The sequence below is a fragment of the Erythrobacter sp. YT30 genome (assembly GCF_001542875.1).
Lineage (GTDB): Bacteria > Pseudomonadota > Alphaproteobacteria > Sphingomonadales > Sphingomonadaceae > Erythrobacter.
The window spans coordinates 727693-749680 of sequence record NZ_LMAF01000002.1 but is presented as its reverse complement, the minus strand read 5'-3'; the positions used below and the strand labels follow the sequence as shown (position 1 = coordinate 749680).

Here is a 21988-nt window from a genome sequence, read left to right as displayed (position 1 = left end):
GATATGCTCAAGATGCGCACGATTGTTCTGAGCCTGTCTCTTATCCTCAGCACCTTCGCGTTTTCCGCAAGCGGAGCGCTGGCTGATAACTCCACTCCAACTTACAGCTATGTTCTCGAACTCGACGAGGAGGCCATTGGCGAGATTTCTGACGATCCGTCGGCGCCGCAAACGGCTTTGAATTCGGCGATCAAAGTCATCCGCGCTCGGATTGATGCGACGGGTCAAAGCGCCGCCACGGTTGAAGCGAACGAGGACAGGCAGATCGTTATCTCAATTCCTTTCGAGCATGATCGGGACGAGCTGATGGATCTGCTGGGTATCGGGACGACACTGGAATTCGGCGTGGTCGGTGAGGAAATCCTGCCCGGTGATCCATTGCCGAGCGACCTTCCAGCTGGAACTCGCATCCTGCCCATGCCCGATGGGCTTCCATCGGCCAAAGTCCGCATCATCGATGGGCTTGATGGAAGCCGAATTGAGGAAGCGCGTGCGGGTTTCGATGCGCGATCGGATGAAGCCGTCGTCAACCTCTCCTTCGATGAGGAAGGCAAGCGCTTGTTCGGTGCATTCACGGCAGCGAATGTCGATAAGAAAATCGCAGTGATCCTGGACGGGAAGGTCATCACGGTCCCAATCGTGCGCGAACCGATACTGGGTGGGCATGTGCAGATATCGGGGGGCTTTACTTATGAAAGCGCCAATGAGCTCGCAATCATGCTGCGATCAGGATCCTTGCCGGTGCCGATCACGCTTGTCGAAGAGCGCGTGCTGAACTGATTAAGCACAATTCGTAAGTCGCCAAAACCCTTGCATCGCGCGCCAGAAATAGTATGTGGCGCGTCTTCACGACACGTAATTGCGAGTCCGGCCTGGCGACAAGGGCTGCCAGGGCTGGCCTGATGTGTCTCAATCAAGGAGATGAAAATGCCCAAGCTTAAGACCAAAAGCGGTGTGAAGAAGCGCTTCAAAATCACCGCATCCGGCAAAGTGAAGCACGGTGTTGCAGGCAAACGCCACCGTCTGATCAGCCACAATGCAAAGTATATCCGCCAGAACCGCGGCACCACGCTTGTCTCTGACGCTGATGCAAAGACAATCAAGAAATGGGCCCCATACGGGCTCGATTGATCGCGATTCCAAGGAGATAGAGATATGCCTCGCATTAAACGCGGCGTGACAACACGCGCCAAGCACAAGCGGATCCTCGATCAAGCCAAGGGCTATCACGGTCGTCGCAAAAACACCATTCGTATTGCACGCCAGGCCGTCGAAAAGGCTGGCCAGTACGCTTACCGTGATCGCAAGGTCAAAAAGCGCAGCTTCCGCGCGCTTTGGATCCAGCGCATCAACGCAGCGGTACGCGCCGAAGGGCTCACCTATTCGCAGTTCATGCACGGCGTGAAGCTTGCGGGGATCGAGCTTGACCGCAAAGTCATGGCCGATCTGGCGATGAACGAAGAAGCTGCTTTCAAAGCGATCATCGCGCAAGCGAAAGACGCGCTTCCCGCCTGATTGGCGTGAGGGCCAAAAGCTCAAAGAATTCAAACGGCGCTGCCTCTCGGGGCGGCGCCGTTTTTGTTAGGCGAGTGCGCGTTTTTGGCTAACTTGTAGATACGCGACGACAAACTTGTAAATTCCCGTCAATTCGCGCACTAAAGCCTTATGAACGAGGGGAATCACTCGGGCGCTGTCAAAAGCGCGATGTCCGCCACGCTCGGCGGCCAAAACGCTGCTGAACCGGACGATTACACCGTCCGCAGCCGCTTCTATCCCCCGCCTGCCGATTTCGACGGCTGCTTCACCACATTTTACCGGCTGATCCTTGATGTGAAGGGGTCAGGCACGGTCGTCGACTACCTCCAGCCGGAATGGGCAAATCTGCGCTATTTCTCCGGCGGCGATCTCAAAGCTGAATTGGGATCCACGCGCGTCGAAGCGCCGCCATTTGGCGCCACAGGGCCCAGCTCGCGCCCCTGCCGGTTTGAGCTTGGCACTTCGCAAGTCTGGGGCATCGGCATCCTGCCGATAGGCTGGGCGCGTTTCATGGACGTCGACGCCTATGATCGAATTAACATCGTCAGCAATGGCGCGACAGACCCTGTTTTTGCAAAGTTTGACTGCATGACAGACGTTTTGTGCAATCCCGAAATTGACGAAGAAGAGCAGTACGAAACCATCGTCACGAACATGCGTGCGCTAATGCGGCCGAACCGGGACGAGGCGAAGATCCTGCGCGTTCACAAGGCTCTCGTCGATGAAACGCTCGCCAGCGTTGCCGAATTGGCCGATGCAAGCGGAATGAGCGTTCGCACTCTGGAGCGCGTGTGCCGCCGCTATTTCGGATTTACGCCCAAGCTTTTGATGCGGCGCCAGCGTTTCATGCGCAGCCTCACAACATTCATGCTCCACGAGGGGCAAAGAGGTGGCCAGCGCTGGACGGAATCGATGGACGAACATTACCACGATCAGGCCCAGTTCACTCGCGAATTTCATGAATTTATGACCATGAATCCGAGCGAATATGCGAGCCTTGATCACCCCATCCTGTCAGCTTTTGTCGAGGCAAGGGCACGCGTTTGGGGATCTGCGGCACAGACCCTGGACAAGCCGGCCCGCTGATTGGCATGCCGCAAGGGGCAAAGCCCTTTGCAACTCCCCTTGAATACCGCTAGCGGGCGTCAGAAATAATAGCGCCACTGGACTTCCCCACGCCCTCTGCCCTTGCGCCTGGATCGTGACCCGGTGCGAAAATCCGGGTGGAAGAGGCGAGGAAAGGGGCAAGGCCCAGTGCCAAGGACAAATGATGACTGATCTTACATCACAGAAACAAACCGCGCTTGATGCGATAGCCAAGGCGGACACTCTCGATGCATTGGAAGCTGTGCGCTTGGATGCGCTCGGCAAAAAGGGCTGGGTCAGCCTTGCGCTCAAAACACTGGGCGGCATGTCACCCGAAGAACGCTCCGAAGCGGCGCCTGCGATTCAGGCCGTGCGCGCAGAGATTGCCGATGCGCTCGATGCGAAAAAGGGCGAGCTCGAAAGCGCCGCATTGGAAGCGCAATTGGCAGCTGAGACCATTGATCTCACTTTGCCCGCGCCCGAAAGCGCCAAAGGTTCAGTCCATCCTGTCAGCCAGGTGATGGACGAGCTTGCAGAGATTTTCGCCGATCTCGGCTTTGCCGTCGCGACCGGTCCTGAGATTGAGGATGATTGGCACAATTTCACCGCGCTCAACATGGATGAATCGCATCCTGCGCGCGCGATGCACGACACGTTCTATTTCCCGGACGCTGCGCCTGATGGCGGCCAGATGCTGCTGCGCACGCACACCTCGCCTGTCCAAATCCGCAGCTTAAAAGACCAAGGCGCGCCCATCCGCATCATTGCGCCGGGCCGTGTCTATCGCAGCGATAGCGATGCAACCCACACGCCCATGTTCCATCAGGTAGAAGGCCTTGTAATCGACAAGGACATTCACCTCGGCCACCTCAAATGGACGCTTGAGACTTTCTTCAAAGCTTTCTTCGAACGCGAAGACATCACTTTGCGCCTGCGCCCATCCTATTTCCCCTTCACCGAGCCATCGGTTGAAGTTGATGTCGGGTATTCGAACGAAGGAGACCGCCGCGTTGTGGGCGGAAATGGCGATGATGAAGGCCATGACTGGATGGAGCTTGGCGGTAGCGGCATGGTGAACCGCCGCGTGCTGGAATTCGCAGGCGTTGATCCGGATGAATATCAGGGCTTTGCCTTTGGCCTCGGCATTGATCGGATTGCCATGCTCAAATACGGCATGAACGATCTGCGCGCGTTCTTCGATGGCGATCCGCGCTGGCTTTCGCATTATGGGTTTGCTGCGGTTGACCAACCAGCGCTTTCCGCTGGCGTGGGAGCACGGGCATGAAATTCTCGACCACCTGGCTCAAAGACCATCTCGACACGGGCGCTTCGCTATCAGAGATCACCGATGCGTTGAACGCGATCGGCCTCGAAGTTGAAGGGGTGGAAGATCCATCCGAGACGCTGAAAGGCTTCAAGGTCGCGCATGTCTTGAGCGCGGAAAAGCACCCTGATGCGGACAAGCTGCAAGTCCTGAAAGTCGACACTGGCGAAGGCGATCCGCTGCAAGTCGTGTGCGGCGCGCCCAATGCGCGCGCGGGGATGAAGGGAGTGCTGGGCCTGCCCGGCGCGGTCGTTCCGTCAAATGGCATGGAACTGCGCAAGGCCGCCATTCGCGGCGTTGAGAGCACCGGCATGATGTGTTCCGCGCGCGAGCTTGAGCTCGGCGAAGACCATGATGGCATTATCGAATTGCCCGATGATGCGAGCGTCGGCCACAGCTTTGCCGATTATCAAGGCTCATCGCCGATTATCGATGTCGCCATCACGCCCAACCGCCCTGATTGCATGGGCGTTTACGGTATTGCCCGCGATCTGGCAGCCGCTGGCCTTGGCACATTGAAGCCCATCGCATTCCCCAAGTTTGATGCGTCCGGCGAATGCCCGGTCGAAATCCGCACAGATGATCCAGAAGGGTGCCCTGCATTCTATGGGCGGGTCATCAAAGGCGTCAAAAACGGCCCATCGCCCGATTGGCTCCAGCAACGGCTGAAGTCAGCGGGCCAGCGCCCGATTTCACTGCTAGTCGATCTGACGAACTATCTGATGCTCGCCTTTGGGCGCCCGGCGCACGTCTATGATCTGGCAAAGCTCTCAGGAGCCGTCGTCGCTCGGCGCGCCACAGCTGGCGAGCAAGTGCTGGCGCTCAATGAGAAAACCTACACGCTCGATGAAAGTATGGTGGTGATCGCGGACGATAACGAAGTCCACGATATTGCCGGCATTATGGGCGGTGAGAATTCGGGCGTTCAGGATGACACGAGCGACGTACTACTTGAGATCGCCTATTTCGATCCCGCCCGCATCGGGGTGACGGGGCGCAGACTGGGCCTTGCATCCGATGCGCGCACCCGGTTTGAGCGCGGGGTTGATCCTGCGTTTCTCGAAGAGGGGCTCGATCTTCTGACCGGGCTGATTGTCGAATTGGCTGGCGGCGAAGCGAGCGATATCGTCCGCGCCGGATCGCCGCCGAGCGAGGCAAAAGTGGTTGCTTTTGATACAGCTTTGACCGCGAAGCTGGGCGGGGTGGATGTGCCTGCCGATGAGCAGAAGCGGATCCTGGAAAGCCTCGATTTCGAAGTGGGTGGTGATTGGCAGGTGAACTGCCCGCTGCGTCGTCACGACATCGAAGGTCCAGCCGATCTGGTCGAAGAAGTTGTGCGTATTCACGGCCTCGACAAGGTGGAAGGCGTTGCTTTGCCCCGCATGGAAGGCGTGGCGCGGCCAACCGCGACACAGGCACAGATCACCGAGCGCCGAGTGCGCCGTGCGGCTGCCGCGAGTGGTCTCAACGAGGCCGTTACGTGGTGTTTCCTGCCTGAAGCAGAAGCGCAGCATTTCGCGCCTGAAGGCGCGGAATTGTGGTCGCTCGCCAATCCGATCAGCGAAGACATGAAAGTGATGCAGCCCTCGCTTCTTCCGGGCCTGTTAATCGCGGCCAAGCGCAATGCGGACCGCGGCGGGCAGACCTCGCGGCTGTTCGAGCTTGGGCGGCGGTACTTCAAGGGCGCGGATGGATTGAGCGATGAACGCGCAACGCTTGGTGTTGTCCTTAGTGGAGAGAAAACGCAGCGCGGCTGGGCGAGTGGCAAGGCGGCGCATTTCGATGCGTTTGATGCCAAGGCGATTGCGCTCGACCTGCTCGAGGCAGCGGGCGCGCCTGCGGCAAAGTTGATGGTGATGCAGCCGGTGGCAGAAGGAACGGGCACGCAATACCACCCCGGACAATCGGCGACTCTGCGCTTAGGGCCAAAGAAGGTCCTTGCGCGTTTTGGCATGCTTCACCCAGCAACGCTCAAGGCGTTTGATTTGGATGGTCCTGTCGCGGCGGCGGAGATTTTCCTCGATCAAGTCCCTCAAAAGAAAGCGAATGTAGGATTTGCGCGCGCACCCTTCACACCGCCAGCCCTGCAAAGCGTAAGGCGCGATTTCGCATTTCTTGTAGGAAACGAGATAACGGCAGACGATCTCACACGCGCAGTCCGATCTGCTGATAAGACCAGCATTGTCAGTGCCAAAGTCTTTGACGTCTTCGCCGGAGAAGGCGTGCCCGAAGGCAAGAAATCGGTCGCCATAGAAGTGACGCTGCAACCGCAGGAAAAGAGCTTCAAGGATAAAGACTTGAAGGCGATTTCCGATGCCATCATCGCAGCTGCAGCCAAGCTCGGGGCGGAACTGCGCGGGTAAGCGCTGGTCTGAAGCATATATGTCCAATCCCAAAAGCAACCGACGCACCTTTGCCATCATCTCGCACCCTGACGCGGGTAAGACGACGCTGACTGAAAAGCTGCTTTTGCAAGGCGGCGCGATCCACCTTGCAGGACAGGTAAAGGCGCGCGGCGATGCACGGCGAGCGCGTTCGGACTGGATGAAGATCGAGCAGCAGCGCGGTATCTCGGTCACCTCATCGGTGATGACTTTCGAGAAAGAGTATGATGGCGAGACCATCACCTTCAACCTGCTCGACACGCCGGGACACGAGGACTTTTCCGAAGACACCTACCGCACGCTGACTGCTGTGGATTCGGCGGTGATGGTGATCGATGCGGCCAAGGGTATCGAGCCGCAGACGCGCAAACTGTTCGAAGTGTGCCGCCTGCGTTCGGTGCCGATCATCACCTTCGTCAACAAGGTCGATCGCGAAGGGCGCGACCCGTTCGAAACGCTTGATGAAGTCGCCGATATGCTGGCGCTTGATGTGTCTCCCCAGAGCTGGCCCATCGGCATGGGCGGACAATTCGAAGGCATCATGAACTTCGCCGATGGAGCGGTCAGCCGTCCGGAAGGCGCTTCAAAAGAGTTTCTTGGAAAGCGGGATGAAAGCCCAACCATCCCCGCGGAGTTCGCCGAAGAGGCTGAACTGGCTCAAGTCGGCTATCCCGAATTCGATGCCGAGGCATATCGCAATGGCGACCTGACACCGGTCTATTTCGGGTCCGCGCTCAAGAATTTCGGCGTCACCGAATTGATCGATGCAATAGCCAAACACGCCCCGCCGCCGCGCGCGCAACCGGCAGGTGAGGAACGGATTGCGCCCGAGCATGATGAAGTCACGGGCTTCATTTTCAAGGTTCAGGCGAATATGGACCCTAATCACCGCGACCGCATCGCTTTTATGCGGCAGGTGTCGGGAACCTTCAAACGCGGCATGAAGCTGACGCCATCAGGCCTGGGCAAGCCCATTGCGATCCATTCACCCATCCTGTTTTTCGCGCAGGATCGCGAAATCGCGGACACCGCGGAAGCTGGCGATATCATCGGAATCCCCAACCATGGCACATTGCGGGTTGGCGATACGCTGAGCGAAAAAGATCAGGTCCGCTTTACAGGCCTCCCGAATTTCGCGCCTGAAATCCTGCGCAGAGTTCAATTGAAGGATCCGACAAAGACAAAGCAGCTTCGCAAGGCGCTGGATGACCTCTCAGAGGAAGGCGTGATCCAGGTCTTCTATCCTGAGATCGGCGCTCAACATATCGTGGGAGTCGTTGGCCAGCTTCAGCTGGACGTCCTGATTTCGCGGCTTTCGGCAGAATACAAAGTGGAGGCCGCGCTAGAAGCAGCGCCTTTCGCGACTGCGCGCTGGCTGAAGGGCAATCAAAAAGCGCTCGATGAATTTGAAAGCTTCAACCGCGCGAACTTGGCCAAAGACCGCGATGGTGATCTTGTCTTTATGGCGAAGAGCCCCTGGGATGTGAATTACCAGGTCGAAAAGAACCCCGAGCTCACCTTCTCCGCTACCAAGGAAAGGTAAGGTTGCAGGGAACGCAAGTTCGCGGCATGGCAAAACCATGAACGGCCATGGACCCACGTCACAGACATTCATCTCCCAAAGACTGAAGCTCAATTACTTCGACTGGGGGAATACGGAAAAGCCGCCACTGGTGCTGGTGCACGGCGGGCGCGATCATGCTCGAAACTGGGATTGGACCGCGGAAGCCCTGAGCGATGATTATCACGTCGTCGCAATGGATCATCGGGGGCACGGTGACAGCGATTGGGTGTCCGATGGCAATTATAATTCCAATGATATGGTCTATGACCTAGCGCAATTCGTTCACCAGCTTGGCCGCGGTCCTGTACGCATCGTATCGCATTCAATGGGTGGAAATGTCGCGCTGCGATATGCAGGCATGTTCCCTAAGATGGTCACCAAGCTTGTGGCAATCGAAGGGCTGGGGCCTTCGCCTGAATGGAAGGCAGAGCAGCGAAAAACGCCCTACCCAGAGCGGATGCGCGAATGGATTGAAAAGAAGCGCTCTGCCGCCGGGCGCACGCCGCGCAAATACGAAAGTATCGAAGCGGCCTTTGCGCGCATGATCGAGGAAAACTCATATCTCACCAAGGATCAGGCGCGTCATCTCACAATTCATGGCGTCAATCGCAATGAGGACGGCACTTACAGCTGGAAGTTCGATCCTCACTTGAACGTCTGGGGTGTTGAAGATGTCGCGGACGAGTTCATCGAGGCGACCTGGGGCGCGATTTCCTGTCCCACTCTGTTGCTTTATGGAGCGGACAGTTGGGCATCGAACCCCGAAAAAGACGGTAGGCTGGAGCATTTCAATACTGCACGCTTGATCGAATTTGAGAAGGCCGGCCACTGGCTGCACCACGATCAATTCGATCGGTTTATCGGAGTGCTGCGCGACTTTCTTTAGTGTCGAGGGAGACAAAAAATGGCTGATTTTTTCGATGCGCTTGATCCAAAGCACGTGGCGATGATTGAAAAGCAGCCGATCTTCTTCGTGGCCACGGCTGCTCCGGATGCACGGATCAATCTGAGCCCCAAGGGGTATGATGCATTTCGAGTTCTGTCCCCGAAGCAAGTTGCCTATCTGGACCTGGGCGGATCAGGCAATGAAACGCACGCGCATCTGGCAGCGGATGGTCGCATAACGATCATGTTCTGCAATTTTGACAGGCCTGCCCTGATTTTGCGGATCTATGGCAGGGGGCGCCCGGTTTTGCCGCAGGATGACGAGTGGGGGGAGCTGGCTGCAGGCTTCACTTTGATGCCTGGCACTCGCCAGATTTTCGTGATTGATGTCGAAAGCGTGCAAACCTCCTGTGGGTGGGGCGTGCCGTTTATGAGCCTTGAGGGTGAGCGCGAAACCCTGAAAAAAGCGCACCGTCAGAGCGATCCCGCAGAATGGGAGGCGAAGATGGCAAAACGCACCAGCAGCATTGACGGCCTTCCGACGCGCGCGACCGATCGTTACATTGAGGGGTGGTTCTGATGACACTTTTGCGAAGTGTTTGCAGGTTAGTCGCAATTTGAACACCTTTCTGCCTAATTAGTAAGCAAAAGGTTAAAATTTGTGCAGCTCCGAATGACAGCGAGTAATACAACCCTCTGATTCCGCAGCGTCACCCAAACGACAAAAAACTGGCACGCCTTTTGCTCCCTCATATGCGCCGGGTCGTCCGGTGCATAACAGGGGGCACAGATGAAATTCATCATCGCCATCATAAAACCGTTCAAGCTCGATGAGGTCCGCGAAGCGCTGGGCAGCATTGGTGTTGCGGGCATGACCGTTTCTGAAGTGAAAGGGTTTGGTCGCCAAAAAGGGCAGACCGAGATTTATCGCGGCGCAGAGTATTCGACCAATATGCTTCCAAAAGTGAAGCTCGAGATTGCAGCCAGCGACGAGATCGCGGCGCAAGTGGTCGAGACAATCGAACAAACCGCCAATACCGAAGCGATCGGAGACGGAAAGATCTTCGTGCTCGAACTCGCATCGGCAACCCGAATTCGCACCGGTGAATCCGGCGAAACTGCACTCTAATTGGGGGACGATAAGTGACACGTTCTGTTCTTAAATTCGCTGTCCTCGGCCTGGGTGCAGCTTCGATTGCACAGCCTGCCATGGCTGCGGTGCCAGCAGCCGAAGTGGTCGCGCCAGGCACGGCATACATTCTCAATACGCTGCTTTTCTTGATCGGCGGCTTTCTGGTCATGTGGATGGCGGCGGGTTTCGCCATGCTCGAAGCAGGCTTGGTCCGGGCGAAAAACACATCGACCCAGTGTCTAAAGAACATTGGTTTGTATTCGATTGCCGGCCTGATGTTCTGGGTGTGCGGTTACAACATCGCCTACCCTGGTTTTGCCGAAGACTCGCTAGGTCTGATCGGCGGATTTACCGGTATATATTCAATGCAAGATGTTGGCACAGCCGACACAGAAACCGGCTACTCGGTCGCGTCAGACTGGTTCTTTCAGATGGTTTTCTGCGCAACGACTGCTTCGATCGTGTCGGGCACAGTTGCTGAACGCGTGAAAATCGTACCGTTCTTCATCTTCGTGACTGCTCTAACTGGTCTGATTTACCCTGTTGTTGTCAGCTGGGAATGGGGTGGTGGCTACCTTGATAGCGTTCACGGCTTCAGCGATTTCGCTGGATCCACTCTTGTGCACTCAACCGGTGGATGGGCTGCACTTGTTGGCGCAATCATCATTGGTTCGCGGGCCGGCCGCTATGGGCCTGATGGAAAGGTAAACGTCTTTCCAGGGACAAACATCCCGCTTGCGACGCTTGGCACATTTATCCTCTGGCTCGGTTGGTTCGGATTTAACGGAGCGTCGCAGCTTGCAATGGGTACGGTTGGTGACGTTTCCGACGTGTCGAAGATATTTGTGAACACCAACATGGCTGCTGCCGGGGGTGTTGTAACAGCAATCATTCTGACACAGCTGCTCTACAAAAAAGCGGACGTGACAATGGCTCTTAACGGTGCCTTGGCAGGTCTTGTTTCAATCACCGCAGAGCCGCTTGCACCATCGGTTGGCGAATCCATCGTCGTCGGCGCTATTGGTGGTGCGATCGTCGTCTTCACGGTGCCGCTGCTCGACAAGCTCAAGATTGATGACGTGGTCGGGGCTATCCCTGTCCACCTTTTCGCGGGCATCTGGGGCACTCTCGTGGTTGCCTTCACTGCAGCGCCCGACGCCGGCGTTACCTTCATGGGTCAACTCGTCGGCGTGCTTCTAACCGCTGTCTGGGTCAGCGCTGCGTCAGCAGTCGTCTGGCTGGCTCTCAAATACACCATCGGCGTCCGTCCTTCGGAAGAAGACGAAGTGAATGGGCTCGATAAGGCGGAAATCGGGGTGGAAGCATATCCCGAATTCGCTCGCACATAGATCGGTGAAATTGCGCGGGGCGTCTAATGGTTGCCCGCCCCGCGTGATCCGAACCTGAAGTTTTTTAGTTTGGCGGGGGAATTCTTCCTCTCCCTTTTTCCCCGCCTCACCTTGTTCCTCCTGCGAACAAACACCTTATGACGGGTCGGAGCATAGCGCTCCGGCCCACTTTTTTATGGCGATTGCTTCAGCAGGGGCGCAGTGGTTAGGCGTGGACTTTTTCGTCAGCTTTCACAAAATCGGCGCAGCGCTCACCGATCATGATTGAGGGGGCATTGGTGTTCCCGCTCACGATCTTCGGCATCACGCTGGCATCTGCGATCCACAGACCATCAAGGCCGCGGAATCTAAGCGATGGATCGACCACTGCATCCTCGTCTGAGCCCATCCGGCACGTGCCCACGGGGTGATAGACCGAATCTGAACGCTCGCGCAGCAGATGATCGAGCGCATCATCATCATCGAGATCAACCGGATGCCTGTCCTTCGGGCCAAAGGCCTGCATTGGAGGGGTATCCACGATCCGATGAGACAGCCTAACACCCTCGCGCAAAACGACGATATCGCGCGGATCATCAAGAAAGTTCGGATCAATCAATGGTGCGTCAGCCGCATTGCGCGATCCCAGTCGCACAGTGCCTCGGCTCTCTGGGCGAAGCACACAGGCATGCAATGAAAAGCCGTGCTCTTTAACCTGTTCGCGGCCATGATCTTCCAAAACCGCAGGGACGAAATGCCATTGGACGTCCGGGCTGGGCGCATCGGGCATGACGGACCAGAAACCGCCTGATTCAGCGTAGCAAGTGGTCATGGCTCCTGTGCGCTTGCGCCTATGTTCGACCATTGCGGCTGCCATCCGCAGCGTGCCTTTGACAGTGCCACCGATCGGTACGTCGCTTTCCGTCTCCCAGCCAGAGACGTAGTCGATGTGATCCTGCAGATTTGAACCCACAACTGGTTTGTCGATCACAACATCGATCCCATGCTGCTTCAGATGCTCGGCAGGGCCAATGCCTGAGAGCATCAGAATCTGAGGTGTGTTGAAGGCGCCAGCTGAGAGGATTACGCCGTGCCGCGCATAAAGCATTCCGACGCGCTTCCCATTGCGAACCATCACTCCGGTGACGCGCCCGCCCTCGACCACCAGCTTTTCGACCAATGTGTTTGTACGGATCGCAAAATTGCCCTGTTCGCGGATGGGTTCGACATATCCGCGTGCTGCTGACCAGCGCTCGCCATTTCGTTGGGTGACCTGATAAAGACCAAAGCCGTCCTGACGCTCACCATTAAAGTCGTTATTCGTACGCAGCTGCAATTCCTGGGCTGCTTCAACAAACGCCTGACTGGTGGGATTCGGCGATCTTTGATCAGATACGAAAAGTGGGCCGCCAGCACCGTGGTAGTCATCAGCGCCGCGCTCGTTTGCCTCTGATTTCTTAAAGTATGGAAGGACATCTTCGTATGCCCAGCCATCACAGCCCATCGCGGCCCAGTTGTCGTAGTCCCACGCAGTGCCTCTGATATATACCATCGCATTGATAGCTGATGATCCGCCGAGGCCTTTGCCACGTGGCTGATAGCCGACCCGTCCATTCAGTCCCTTTTGCGGGATGGTATCAAACTTGTAGTTCGACGAGTTGCGAATGAAGGGCATGAAGCCCGGTGTCTTAATGATGACATTGTTATTTCGGCCGCCCGCTTCAATCAGGCAAACGCGACGCGTCCCATCAACTGCCAATCGTCCAGCAGCCGCGCTGCCACCGCTCCCACCGCCTATGACGATGTAGTCAAAGCTTTCCATGTTCTCTCCTCTTGAGCGAAGAGACTAGGCAGGTTCAGCTTTGTCCGCAATCGGGTTTTGATTGGCCACCTTTTTGCTTTCGGGCGAATTGCTCGTCTGCCGGGCTAGCCATCGTTGCCGGATGATATCCGATGTATCGCGGCTGCCATCATGGCTCCAACCCGGCTCGCGCAAGAGATAGGAGAGTTTGTGCCGCCATGGAGCGCGCCAGATGTCTCCCAGCATCCCGATCCATTCGTGAAAAACAGACCACAACAGATTGAAACTGCCCAACTGCTTGATGATCCCATAGCGGATCTTTTCGTCATCACGCTCAGGCTCGAAAGTGCCGAACATCTTGTCCCAGATAATGAAGACGCCTGCATAATTGCGATCAAGATAGCGGGGATTGGTAGCGTGATGGACACGGTGGTGACTTGGCGTGTTCATGAAAGCTTCGAACCAGCGCGGCATCTTGTCGATGGCTTCGGTGTGGATCCAAAACTGGTAGATGAGATTGATGCCACCAACGATGGCCAGCATGGCAGGATGAAAGCCCAGCAAAACCAGAGGCAGAGCAAACAAGAGACCGAATGTGAAAGTGCCCGTCCATGTCTGACGCAAGGCGGTCGAAAGATTGTAGTGCTGCGAGGAGTGGTGATTCACATGGGCGGCCCACATCCAGCGGATACGGTGGCCTGCGCGATGAACCCAATAATATTTAAGATCATCAAGCACGAAGGCGACCGGCCAAGCCCACCAAACAGTCCACCATTCCGGCCCGAAATTGAATACGCGATATTCGTAGGCGGCGATGAATATCGAGAGAGCGAAACCCCCGAATAACGCGCCTGCAACCGTAGAACCCAAGCCAAAACCCAAACTCACCAACGTATCCATCGGCTCGTATGCCTCCGGCGAGCGTACGCGGGACCAGATCATCTCGGCAAGGATAGCCGCAACGAAGAAAGGGACAGCCCATTGGGTAGGTGAGAACTCTGGCATAGCGCTCAAGGCTATAGGCGATTGATCGCATCAGCCCAAGAGGCCGCATCATCAAGGCGTAGGCGCACTGTGCCAAACTGCCTTTCTGCTTTGCCTGGATCAACGATCAAGGCATCCACCTCTTCGCGTGCAGAGGCGCTGGCGGTTAGGATGCGGCCAGCAAAATGGCCGCCATGCTGTTTGACAATCAGGATGCGCCCGTGGCTGTCGCGAAGGAGCCCCGCATCACCGGTGCGTGAGATTGAAACACGGTTAGCATTGAAGCCGTCAACGATCTCCTCGGCCACTCGGATCGCTGCATCATGGTCACTTAGAATAGGCTTGCCTCCAAGCTTGAGCCAACGGGTCAACCCATAGATGCCAAGGATGGCAATCAAGGATCCGCCGAAAATCAAGAGTTGAGAGAAGCCTTCCATGGCATTTACGATTGGCATGAGCTCAGGTTTGCGGCAAGCACATGCTCAAGGGAGATTGTGATGAAACGGTTTAGATACACTCTTGCTGCGGCAACATTGCTGACCGCGACACCGCTGACAGCAGACAATCACGCGGGACAACTGGGCCCCGATCCTATCTTGTTGGTCTCTGCAGAAGCCAGCCGTACTGCCCGTGTCGCACAGGAATTGTGGGACTTTGCCGAGCTTGGATACCTCGAAAATCGCTCAACTCAGCTGATGCAAACAGAACTTGCTTCGGAAGGGTTCAAGGTTGAAAGCGGGATCGCTGATATTCCAACCGCATTCGTTGCTGAATGGGGCGAAGGCGGCCCCGTGATCGCAATCCTTGCAGAGATGGATGCACTGCCTGGGATCAACCAGTCTGCATCCGCCACTCGTGATCCCATCGAGGGTAAGCATGCCGGCCACGCTTGCGGGCACAATCTTTTTGGCGCTGGTTCGCTGACCGCAGCAATCGCAGTAAAGAATTGGCTCGAAGCGACAGGGACGCCCGGTCGCGTTCGCTTGTATGGCACACCAGCTGAAGAAGGCGGTTCGGGCAAGGTCTACATGACGCGTGCTGGTATGTTCGATGATGTCGACATTGCCATTCATTGGCACGCGGATGATGAAAACAGCGCCGCTGCGCGTACTAGTCTTGCCAATCGTTCTGCCAAGTTTCGGTTTTCAGGAATTTCAGCCCATGCAGCAGGCGCCCCCGAGCGCGGTCGTTCAGCGCTTGATGGCGTTGAAGCGATGAACATGATGGCGAACATGCTGCACGAACATATGCCTCAGGATGCTCGGATGCATTACGTCATCACAAGCGGCGGTAATGCGCCCAATGTCGTGCCAGATTTTGCCGAGGTATTCTATTACGTCCGGCATCCTGATCCAGATGGCGTAGAAGACATTTGGGCGAGATTGGAGAATGCAGCGCGCGGTGCTGCAACTGGAACAGGTACTGAAGTCGAATGGGAAGTGATCCACGGCAACAATCCGCTGCTCGTCAATGAAGCATTGGCAAAAGTGATGGATGCCAAACTGCGGATGGTGGGCGGTGTTGAATACACTGAAGAGGAACGCGCTTGGGCTGCTGAAATCCAAAAATCGCTAGGGGACGCGGCCAAACCTCTTTCGAGTGCAACTGAAATCGGTGAATACAGCAAAAGCCTTGGCTACGGCTCAACTGATGTTGGCGATGTGTCTTGGGCAACGCCGACCGTGGGCGTGCGCACAGCTGCATGGGTTCCCGGAACAAGCGCGCATAGCTGGCAAGCGGTTGCGGCTAGTGGTCACTCGATTGGCCATAAAGGTGCACAGGTTGCCGCTAAAGCTATGACACTGATGGCCGTTGAACTCTTCACCAATCCCGATCTGCGTAAAGCCGCAAAAGCGGAATTCGATGCCGCGCGCGGAGATGATTACCGCTATCAGTCACTCCTAGGTGATCGCAATCCGCCACTCGATTACCGCAAATAGTGTGCGCTTAGCGCGATGCCAGCATATCGAGCATGGGCCGGATCGGGCTGACATCATAGCCGGCCGATTGTGCTGCCTCGGCTATATCATCGGGCGCGGCACCTGATTTTGCCCGTGCAAGTGACCAAAGAAAAGTCGAGCGCGTGCCCGATCGACAATAGGCAAGAACTTTGCCGTCGGAACCGGCAAGCGCATCCTGCATCGCGATTATCTGTCCCTCGCTGAATCCGGAATGGCCGATTGGGATGGAAAGATAATCCATTCCCAGTTTCGTTGCCGCACCTTCAATCGCTTCACTCTGCGGAGCGGAGGGATCTTCACCATCCGGCCGATTGTTTATGACAAGGGTGATGCCCAGATTTTGCGCTTCTGCAAGATCATCAATGTCAATCTGAGGGCTTGCAAACATCGTGTCTGCCAACTTGCGAAAGTCACTCATCCTCACACACCTTCTTTTCGAACCAGCCCGAATCGCAAGACCATCCAATCAATCATTGTGAGAAGAGATCGCACGATAATTGCGTTACAAAGCCGCAATGCATCACCAAATAGCCAGCCGCAAGCCGGGTAATGCACTCGAAATTGTCACACATTTAGATCATATCGCGATTGAGGGCTAAATCATTCGCAAAGCGTCGCTTTGTGCGCTATGGTCCAAGACATTGGTGTTGCTCGGACTCGTTGAGCAAAGGCACTTGCGACCAGTACGGCTCTGTCCCCGCAGCTGGCGCATCGGAAGGTGGACAGAATAACAAGGTACGAAGTGCGTTATGGGTTACGATAGGGGACGTCGGCGCGGTCGGGATAAGCGCGACGGTTTCGGTGAAGACGGATTTGATCCGTTTGGTGGTGGCATGGATGGATTTGCGCCGCCCAGCGACTTCGGAAATGATCGTGTTGGTGATCGCTATTCTGGCGGAGGCGGCGGAGGAGATCGCTTCAGCGGTGGCGGCCCACGTGGTGGCGGCGGAGGTCGGGGTGGGCCCGGCGGTGGCGGAGGCGGCGGTTTCAACCGCATGCCCGCTCAAGTCGTCGGTACTGGCAAAGGCACCGTCAAGTTTTTCAACGGCCAAAAAGGCTTCGGTTTCATCCAGCAGGAAAGTGGCGGCGAAGATGTCTTTGTACATATCAGCGCTGTGGAACGTGCCGGTCTTGAAGGTCTGGCTGAGGGCCAAGAACTCGAATTCAACCTAGTTGATCGCGGCGGCAAAGTGTCTGCACAAGATCTTCAAGTGGTCGGCGATGTAATTGCTGTCGAGGCGGCCAGTGGCCCGCCAAAGCGCGAGTTGACCGGCGAGAAAGCGACCGGAACCGTCAAGTTCTTCAATTCTATGAAGGGCTTTGGATTCTTGGTGCGCGACGACGGCCAGCCAGATGCCTTTGTTCACATTAGCGCCGTTGAGCGGTCTGGTTTGAATGAAATAAACGAAGGCGAACGCTTCGAATTTGATCTTGAGGTTGATCGACGAGGAAAATACTCGGCGGTCAACCTGGTGCCTGTACAGGGGTAAACACCCACCCGACAGACCGGCCGTTTGACGCAATTCAAGAGCGGCCTTAGACTTCTGAATGGCGGCTCTTGATGGGGGTCGCCATTTCTATTTACCCACCAATTTTTTCGATTGAACTGGATCATTTTCTCATGTCAATTTCGCCATTGATGCCCGTCTATCCCCGCTGCGGTGTTCGCCCAGTGCGCGGAGAACACTGCCATCTAATTGATGAAGATGGGACGCGTTATCTCGACTTTGCCAGCGGGATCGCTGTCAATCTTCTGGGGCATTCGCACGAAGGTCTGATTGCCGCGATCCAAGAACAGGCGGGGACACTGATGCATGTGTCCAATCTTTATGGCAGTCCGCAAGGCGAAAAATTGGCCCAGCAATTGGTCGACCATACCTTTGCAGACACCGTGTTTTTCACGAATTCTGGCGCAGAAGCGGTTGAGGCCGCTATTAAATGCGCACGCGCATACCACCAGAATGCGGGCGATGAAGGCGATGCGAACAGGTTCGAACTGATCACTTTCGCGAATGCTTTTCACGGCCGCACAATGGCAACAATTAGCGCTTCAAACCAAACAAAGATGCATCATGGTTTCTCGCCGTTGCTCGACGGCTTCAAATATGCGGAGTTTGATGATCTTGAGGCGGCGAAAGCTTTGATTGGTCCGAAAACCGCCGGCTTCCTCGTTGAACCGATTCAAGGTGAAGGCGGAATTAGACCAGCATCCCAAGAATTCATGCAAGGACTGCGAGACCTTTGCGACGAACACGACCTGATGCTTGTTTTGGACGAAGTGCAATGCGGCATGGCTCGTACCGGCAAGTTGTACGCATACGAGCACTATGGGATCGAGCCCGATATTCTCGCGTCTGCAAAAGGTCTGGGGGGAGGCTTCCCACTCGGCGCGCTTTTGGCGACCGAGAAAGCGGCGCGCGGCATGACTTTCGGCACGCATGGTTCGACCTACGGCGGAAATCCTTTGGGGATGGCCGCTGGGAGCGCCGTGATGGATGCAGTAGCAAACAAGCAGTTTCTTGGCGAAGTGCGCGAAAAAGGTGAGCGCCTGAGAACGCGTTTGGAGCAGTTTATTGGAAACTACCCTGAATTGTTTGAGCTTGTTCGGGGAAAGGGGTTGATGCTCGGACTGAAGATGAAAGTCGAAAGCCGTCCATTCTTCGTTCATCTGCGTGACAATCATAAGCTTCTGACTGTTGCTGCTGGCGATCAGACGCTCCGGGTTATCCCGCCTCTGGTGATCGGTGATCCCGAGATCGACGAATTCTTTGAGAAGCTTTCTGCTGGCGCTGCTAGCTTCAAAATTCCAGAGCCGGCCTAGTGTCGAGCTCACCGATAGAATTCGCGCCTGCAGTCCAGAATTTCATCGATCTCGGTGATGCTGGTGCGGACGCATTGGCAGGGATGCTGTCTGATGCGATTGATCGGAAAGCCGCTCGAAAAGGCATGCCGAAAGGCGCAGCAGACAAGGACGCTCCTCTCGCAGGACGTGTCTTAGCGTTGGTTTTTGAGAAGAACTCTACCCGAACTCGCGTTAGTTTTGACATCGCCATGCGCCAATTGGGCGGCAGCGTACTTTTTGTGGAGGCAGGTTCAAGCCAGCTGGATCGGGGCGAAAGTATCGCAGATACGGCGAGGGTGCTCAGCCGAATGGTTGATGGCATCATGCTGCGTACTGATGATCATTCGCGAATTGAGGAAATGGCGCGCCATTCCTTCGTGCCCATTATCAACGGTCTGACAAAGCGCTCTCATCCATGTCAAATAGTAGCAGATCTGCTCACTTTAGTAGAACATGGAAAGGCCTTGCCCGGCTTAGAGATTGCCTGGTTCGGAGATGGCAACAATGTCCTTCATTCCATCCTCGAGGCGGCCGGTCTGTTCAAGTTCAACGTCCGCGTTGCAGTTCCAAGCGGATTTGAGCCTGAGGCTGAGTTTGTCGAGAAGGCGAGGGCAGGCGGCTCATCGGTTATAATCACATCTGATGCTGAAGCCGCAGCGCTAGGTGCCGATGTCCTCGTGACCGACACATGGATATCAATGGGCCAAACCGACGCTGAGGAAAAGCGCGCGGCGATGAAGTCGTTTCAGGTCAATGCCTCTCTTATGAGAAAAGCGAAGCCAGACGCGGTTTTCCTGCATTGCCTGCCCGCGCATGTCGGTGATGAGGTGAGCGAAGACGTTTTCGAAAGCGAGCAATCGATCGTTTTCGATGAAGCCGAGAATAGAATTCACGCCCAAAAATCGATCCTCCTATGGGCTTTCGGCCTACTGTAAACCGTGATTGTTTGATTGCTGTCGGACTTGCCGTCCCCTTAAAGTTAAGCGCGGGCAACCCCATATGGCGAACATGACCGCAATCAAAGAAACATACTCCGACAAGATACTTGGTTTCACGATACCGAATCGAAACGCCCGTGGGCGCGCTGTTCGACTGGACGGCGTGATCAACGACGTACTCTCAGCCCACAATTATCCTTCGCCAATCACACATCTTTTGAGTGAGGCGCTCGTTTTGTGCGCTCTGATGGGTGGATTGATGAAGCGTGAGGGAGAAGAAGCGCAGGTCACGATGCAGGCTCAAACGAAAAGCGGTGCTGTTTCCCTGCTCGTATGTGATTTTCGGGGTGGAACGATGCGCGGCTATGTCGATTTTGATGACGCTGCACTAGGCGGCTTGGGAGCAAACCCGACGCTTGGCGCCCTTTTTGGCGAGGGGTATCTTGCGATCACTTTTGAAACAGGAGCTGGACGGCGCCATCAGGGAATTGTGCCGCTGGAAGGCGATTCGTTAGCTGAAGCCGTGGAGACCTATTTCAGCCAGTCAGAACAGGTGCCAACCATCGTCCGGATAGCGACACATGCGAACGGAGATTGCAAGGTCGGCGGCGGTCTTCTTGTTCAGCACCTGGCGGATGGAGAAGAGGGCAGAGAGCGCCTGCATGTGCGCATGGACCATCCCGATTGGGAGCACGTCTCAACCATGGCCTCGTCAATCAAGCATAATGAGTTGATTGATCCGGAGCTTTCAATGGACGCTATCGTCTGGCGGCTTTTTCACGAGGAACCGGAAGTTCGCGTTCAACAGGGTCTCGCTTTGAGTAAAGGATGCCGCTGTAGTAAAGAGTATTACCTATCTGTCATCGCTCGTTTTCCGGCCGAAGAGCAGGAGGCAATGCGCAATGAGGATGGCGTCATTCAAGTGGACTGCGCATTCTGCTCAACGGTATTTCAGTTGTCCTGAGCACGATCGATCGACTATTGACGTCTACGCAGTTCAAAGTTCGACGCAGCTTCAATCGTGAATTGTGAAATGGCAACAGGGTGGATTCACATTGCGAAACTTTCTGACAATTCTGATTCTCACAGCGAGCGCATACTTCGGTGCATCGGTAGCTGCTGCCTTTGTGCAAGGATCGGACCTCGCCATGCTGAATGGCCTCTCGCGGGGTGAATGGACAGTAGAGTTTCGCGATGGACGTCCAGCTCGCAAGATCTGTGTGAAGACGGGAGATGAGTTTATACAACTGCGCCATTCGCAAAGCGGATGCAATCGTTTCGTCATTGACGACAGTCCGACCAGGGTCACGGTTCAATACACCTGTCGCGGAGATGGATACGCACGCACAGATATCAGACGAGAGAGTTCGAGACTGGTCCAAATCGAAAGCCAAGGAATTGCCGAGGGTGTGCCTTTTCAATTCGCTGCTGAGGCCCGACGTACTGGCAACTGTAGCGCCGCGTCCTAGACATCATCGCTTGCTGCTAGTCACATCATGAAAACTGATAGCCCTCTCCGAAAAGCGATCGTGCTGCTTTCAGGCGGATTAGATTCAATGGTGACAGCCGCACTTGCACAAGAGCAGGGGTTCGAAGTCAAGGCTCTTACGATCGATTATGGTCAGCGTCATCGGCTCGAGCTTGAGGCCGCAAAACGGATCGCGACCGAGCTGGAACTATCTGATCATTCCGAAATCGCTTTAGACCTTCGTGCGTTCGGAGGCTCCGCTCTTACTGATGAAATCGACGTGCCGAAAACAGGTGTCGGCGATGACATTCCGGTCACCTATGTGCCAGCAAGAAATCTGGTTTTCTTAGCTTTGACTACGGCATGTGCAGAAGCTTGGGGTGCTCAGGACGTCTTTATCGGGGTGAATGCGCTTGATTACTCAGGATATCCAGACTGCCGCCCAGAATTCATCACGAGCTTTGCGAAAACGGCTCGGTTAGGAACGAAGGCCGGCGTAGAGGGCCAGCCCTTCAACGTTCACACCCCGCTTCAGCATTTCACAAAAGCGGAAATTGCAAAGGAGACCGCGCGTCTGGGCCTAGATCCGGCTTGGTCCTGGTCGTGCTACGACCCTACTCCGGACGGATATGCATGCGGGCTCTGCGATTCCTGCAGGCTGCGCAAAAAGGGTTTTGCGCAAGCTGAAATCAACGATAACACGCTGTACGCGGCATAAGGTCCAAAGGCCCTTAAAGCGCATGCTAACAAGCGGA

General features: G+C 55.8%; 21 protein-coding genes. 17 read left to right on the top strand and 4 right to left on the bottom strand.

The features are described from left to right. The first annotated feature begins 3 nt into the window (after positions 1-3). From secD to amt, 11 genes are all read left to right on the top strand, one after another. The gene (gene secD, locus AUC45_RS08175; RefSeq protein ID WP_067600911.1) at positions 4-780 is read left to right on the top strand and encodes a preprotein translocase subunit SecD; all 777 of its coding nucleotides are present in this window, start codon (positions 4-6) and stop codon (positions 778-780) included. Positions 781-927: 147 nt separating this feature from the next. Beyond that, entirely contained in the window at positions 928-1131 is a 204-nt protein-coding gene (rpmI, locus tag AUC45_RS08170; protein WP_067603670.1) for a 50S ribosomal protein L35, read from the top strand. 24 nt (positions 1132-1155) lie between these two features. Beyond that, on the top strand, positions 1156-1515 hold the full coding sequence (rplT, locus tag AUC45_RS08165) for a 50S ribosomal protein L20 (protein ID WP_067600909.1): 360 nt from the start codon (positions 1156-1158) through the stop codon (positions 1513-1515). A 189-nt stretch (positions 1516-1704) separates the two neighbouring features. Further along, positions 1705-2622 carry an AraC family transcriptional regulator gene (locus AUC45_RS08160; RefSeq protein ID WP_067603668.1) on the top strand — a complete coding sequence of 306 codons (918 nt, stop codon included), beginning with the start codon at positions 1705-1707 and terminating at the stop codon, positions 2620-2622. Positions 2623-2806: 184 nt separating this feature from the next. Next, positions 2807-3907 carry a phenylalanine--tRNA ligase subunit alpha gene (pheS, locus tag AUC45_RS08155; RefSeq protein ID WP_067603666.1) on the top strand — a complete coding sequence of 367 codons (1101 nt, stop codon included), beginning with the start codon at positions 2807-2809 and terminating at the stop codon, positions 3905-3907. Continuing rightward, complete coding sequence (gene pheT / locus AUC45_RS08150) at positions 3904-6309, top strand: phenylalanine--tRNA ligase subunit beta (protein WP_067600907.1); 2406 nt, start codon at positions 3904-3906, stop codon at positions 6307-6309. The genes pheS and pheT overlap by 4 nt, the downstream gene beginning before the upstream one ends. A gap of 19 nt (positions 6310-6328) precedes the next feature. After that, complete coding sequence (locus AUC45_RS08145) at positions 6329-7873, top strand: peptide chain release factor 3 (RefSeq protein WP_067603664.1); 1545 nt, start codon at positions 6329-6331, stop codon at positions 7871-7873. Between the two features lie 37 nt (positions 7874-7910). Further along, positions 7911-8780, top strand: coding sequence for an alpha/beta fold hydrolase (locus AUC45_RS08140; RefSeq protein WP_067600905.1), 870 nt, complete (start codon positions 7911-7913; stop codon positions 8778-8780). 18 nt (positions 8781-8798) lie between these two features. Then, complete coding sequence (locus AUC45_RS08135; protein WP_067600903.1) at positions 8799-9359, top strand: pyridoxamine 5'-phosphate oxidase family protein; 561 nt, start codon at positions 8799-8801, stop codon at positions 9357-9359. Positions 9360-9569: 210 nt separating this feature from the next. Then, entirely contained in the window at positions 9570-9908 is a 339-nt protein-coding gene (locus tag AUC45_RS08130; RefSeq protein ID WP_067600901.1) for a P-II family nitrogen regulator, read from the top strand. A gap of 14 nt (positions 9909-9922) precedes the next feature. After that, positions 9923-11260, top strand: coding sequence for an ammonium transporter (gene amt / locus AUC45_RS08125; RefSeq protein ID WP_067600898.1), 1338 nt, complete (start codon positions 9923-9925; stop codon positions 11258-11260). 205 nt (positions 11261-11465) lie between these two features. On the opposite strand, the gene AUC45_RS08120 is transcribed toward amt, so the two are convergent. The 3 genes from AUC45_RS08120 to AUC45_RS08110 are packed head-to-tail and all read right to left on the bottom strand — an operon-like array spanning position 11466 to position 14479. Next, positions 11466-13061: a GMC family oxidoreductase gene (locus AUC45_RS08120; protein WP_067600895.1), complete on the bottom strand. Its 1596-nt coding sequence runs from the start codon at positions 13059-13061 to the stop codon at positions 11466-11468. Between the two features lie 24 nt (positions 13062-13085). Then, on the bottom strand, positions 13086-14045 hold the full coding sequence (locus AUC45_RS08115) for a sterol desaturase family protein (protein WP_067600892.1): 960 nt from the start codon (positions 14043-14045) through the stop codon (positions 13086-13088). A gap of 11 nt (positions 14046-14056) precedes the next feature. Beyond that, complete coding sequence (locus AUC45_RS08110; protein WP_233998600.1) at positions 14057-14479, bottom strand: hypothetical protein; 423 nt, start codon at positions 14477-14479, stop codon at positions 14057-14059. A 42-nt stretch (positions 14480-14521) separates the two neighbouring features. On the opposite strand from AUC45_RS08110, the gene AUC45_RS08105 reads away from it, so the two are divergent. Next, entirely contained in the window at positions 14522-15964 is a 1443-nt protein-coding gene (locus AUC45_RS08105) for an amidohydrolase (protein ID WP_067600889.1), read from the top strand. Positions 15965-15971: 7 nt separating this feature from the next. Here the strand turns inward: AUC45_RS08105 and AUC45_RS08100 are convergent, their stop codons facing one another. Further along, entirely contained in the window at positions 15972-16403 is a 432-nt protein-coding gene (locus AUC45_RS08100) for a TIGR01244 family sulfur transferase (RefSeq protein WP_067600888.1), read from the bottom strand. Positions 16404-16734: 331 nt separating this feature from the next. On the opposite strand from AUC45_RS08100, the gene AUC45_RS16145 reads away from it, so the two are divergent. The 5 genes from AUC45_RS16145 (at position 16735) to queC (ending at position 21951) form a co-directional block, all read left to right on the top strand. Beyond that, complete coding sequence (locus AUC45_RS16145) at positions 16735-17475, top strand: cold-shock protein (protein WP_067600885.1); 741 nt, start codon at positions 16735-16737, stop codon at positions 17473-17475. Positions 17476-17606: 131 nt separating this feature from the next. Beyond that, a complete protein-coding gene (locus AUC45_RS08090) occupies positions 17607-18806 on the top strand; it encodes an aspartate aminotransferase family protein (RefSeq protein ID WP_067603661.1) in 1200 nt (399 codons plus the stop codon). Positions 18807-18889: 83 nt separating this feature from the next. Beyond that, positions 18890-19762: an ornithine carbamoyltransferase gene (gene argF, locus AUC45_RS08085; RefSeq protein WP_067603660.1), complete on the top strand. Its 873-nt coding sequence runs from the start codon at positions 18890-18892 to the stop codon at positions 19760-19762. A 64-nt stretch (positions 19763-19826) separates the two neighbouring features. Further along, positions 19827-20729: an Hsp33 family molecular chaperone HslO gene (locus tag AUC45_RS08080; protein WP_369815228.1), complete on the top strand. Its 903-nt coding sequence runs from the start codon at positions 19827-19829 to the stop codon at positions 20727-20729. 532 nt (positions 20730-21261) lie between these two features. Next, positions 21262-21951, top strand: a complete 690-nt coding sequence (gene queC, locus AUC45_RS08075; RefSeq protein WP_067600882.1) for a 7-cyano-7-deazaguanine synthase QueC — start codon at positions 21262-21264, stop codon at positions 21949-21951. Positions 21952-21988: the final 37 nt, after the last annotated feature.

What these genes read in the sequence shown, in the direction of transcription:
- queC (WP_067600882.1), top strand. Translation starts at nt 21,262, where the DNA reads ATGAAAACTGATAGCCCTCTCCGAAAAGCGATCGTGCTGCTTTCAGGC.
- AUC45_RS08145 (WP_067603664.1), top strand. Translation starts at nt 6,329, where the DNA reads ATGTCCAATCCCAAAAGCAACCGACGCACCTTTGCCATCATCTCGCAC.
- AUC45_RS16145 (WP_067600885.1), top strand. Translation starts at nt 16,735, where the DNA reads ATGGGTTACGATAGGGGACGTCGGCGCGGTCGGGATAAGCGCGACGGT.
- argF (WP_067603660.1), top strand. Translation starts at nt 18,890, where the DNA reads ATGCTGTCTGATGCGATTGATCGGAAAGCCGCTCGAAAAGGCATGCCG.
- AUC45_RS08135 (WP_067600903.1), top strand. Translation starts at nt 8,799, where the DNA reads ATGGCTGATTTTTTCGATGCGCTTGATCCAAAGCACGTGGCGATGATT.
- AUC45_RS08120 (WP_067600895.1), bottom strand. Translation starts at nt 13,061, where the DNA reads ATGGAAAGCTTTGACTACATCGTCATAGGCGGTGGGAGCGGTGGCAGC.
- pheS (WP_067603666.1), top strand. Translation starts at nt 2,807, where the DNA reads ATGACTGATCTTACATCACAGAAACAAACCGCGCTTGATGCGATAGCC.
- AUC45_RS08105 (WP_067600889.1), top strand. Translation starts at nt 14,522, where the DNA reads ATGAAACGGTTTAGATACACTCTTGCTGCGGCAACATTGCTGACCGCG.
- AUC45_RS08110 (WP_233998600.1), bottom strand. Translation starts at nt 14,479, where the DNA reads ATGCCAATCGTAAATGCCATGGAAGGCTTCTCTCAACTCTTGATTTTC.
- AUC45_RS08130 (WP_067600901.1), top strand. Translation starts at nt 9,570, where the DNA reads ATGAAATTCATCATCGCCATCATAAAACCGTTCAAGCTCGATGAGGTC.
- rplT (WP_067600909.1), top strand. Translation starts at nt 1,156, where the DNA reads ATGCCTCGCATTAAACGCGGCGTGACAACACGCGCCAAGCACAAGCGG.
- AUC45_RS08140 (WP_067600905.1), top strand. Translation starts at nt 7,911, where the DNA reads ATGAACGGCCATGGACCCACGTCACAGACATTCATCTCCCAAAGACTG.
- secD (WP_067600911.1), top strand. Translation starts at nt 4, where the DNA reads ATGCTCAAGATGCGCACGATTGTTCTGAGCCTGTCTCTTATCCTCAGC.
- AUC45_RS08160 (WP_067603668.1), top strand. Translation starts at nt 1,705, where the DNA reads ATGTCCGCCACGCTCGGCGGCCAAAACGCTGCTGAACCGGACGATTAC.
- pheT (WP_067600907.1), top strand. Translation starts at nt 3,904, where the DNA reads ATGAAATTCTCGACCACCTGGCTCAAAGACCATCTCGACACGGGCGCT.
- rpmI (WP_067603670.1), top strand. Translation starts at nt 928, where the DNA reads ATGCCCAAGCTTAAGACCAAAAGCGGTGTGAAGAAGCGCTTCAAAATC.
- AUC45_RS08115 (WP_067600892.1), bottom strand. Translation starts at nt 14,045, where the DNA reads ATGCCAGAGTTCTCACCTACCCAATGGGCTGTCCCTTTCTTCGTTGCG.
- AUC45_RS08100 (WP_067600888.1), bottom strand. Translation starts at nt 16,403, where the DNA reads ATGAGTGACTTTCGCAAGTTGGCAGACACGATGTTTGCAAGCCCTCAG.
- AUC45_RS08080 (WP_369815228.1), top strand. Translation starts at nt 19,827, where the DNA reads ATGGCGAACATGACCGCAATCAAAGAAACATACTCCGACAAGATACTT.
- AUC45_RS08090 (WP_067603661.1), top strand. Translation starts at nt 17,607, where the DNA reads ATGTCAATTTCGCCATTGATGCCCGTCTATCCCCGCTGCGGTGTTCGC.